Raw genomic sequence first — 1,022 nt, 5'->3', positions numbered from 1 at the left:
TGGACAGAAAAACCCATAAAGGTCTTTAATGGTGTCACCACAACATTCCACTAGAAAGAAGGACCTTTATGGGCACCACTATTTTATCATTTGAAGACCGCGTTGTCATCGAAACACTTCATCATGAAAAGCACTCACTTCAATATATTGCCGATTATTTAGGCTTTAGTAAAACCACTATCTTTAATGAGGTTCATCGCTTAGCTGGTGAGTATCACGCAGTTAAGGCTCAAACTGACCATGAAGTTAAACTTAGTCATCGTGGTCGTAAAACCATCTTAACGACTAACCTAAAGCGATTGATTGAAGAAAAAATCAAGATCCAAAAATGGTCAATTGAACAAGTGGCTCATGTAGTTAGAATTGCCTACAAAACCATCTATAACTGGATTGATCAGGGACTACTGGATATTAATGTGACTGATTTACCTGACCATGGTATTCGTCGCAAACGATCTAAAGAAACCCGTGGTAGTTTTAGTCATGGACGTTCCATCGAAGATCGTCCAGCTGAAATTTCTGATCGTAATACTTCAGGTCACTTCGAAGCTGATACAGTTTTATCTGGAAAACGTAAAGGTCAAGCAGTAGCTACGTTTGTCGAGCGTAAGAGTCGGCTTACCATCGTTAAACGGCTTAATGGACGAGATAGTACTTCAATGACCAAGGCTATTTTAGAATTGGCTAACCAGTTAGGAGATAATCTCAAGACCCTTACTGTTGACCATGGGAAAGAATTCGCCAACTACAATTTGATTGAAGAACAGGCCGGTGTTCCGCTGTACTTTGCGCACGCTTATTCGCCACATGAACGAGGCAGTAATGAAAATCGCAACCGAGTACTACGCCGCTTCATTCCCAAAGGTCAACCGATTGATGAGATTACCGATGATGAATTGATTCAAATTAACTGGTATTTGAATTGCCGACCACTCAAATGTTTAAATTGGCGAACACCGATTGAGATCTTTTTGCGTAATCTGCGTTACTAAATTTGTTCAAGTTATTTCTTGCAATCTGCC

At 40.2% G+C, this 1,022-nt stretch carries 1 protein-coding gene; it reads left to right on the top strand.

From position 1 onward, the window contains the following. The first annotated feature begins 68 nt into the window (after positions 1–68). Entirely contained in the window at positions 69–992 is a 924-nt protein-coding gene (locus tag FC24_RS06685; RefSeq protein ID WP_057874119.1) for an IS30 family transposase, read from the top strand. Positions 993–1,022: the final 30 nt, after the last annotated feature.

Source organism: Loigolactobacillus rennini DSM 20253, from assembly GCF_001436505.1.
Taxonomy (GTDB): Bacteria; Bacillota; Bacilli; order Lactobacillales; family Lactobacillaceae; genus Loigolactobacillus; species Loigolactobacillus rennini.
Note: the sequence above shows the minus strand (reverse complement) of the source record. Positions and strands in the feature narration are given on the sequence as shown.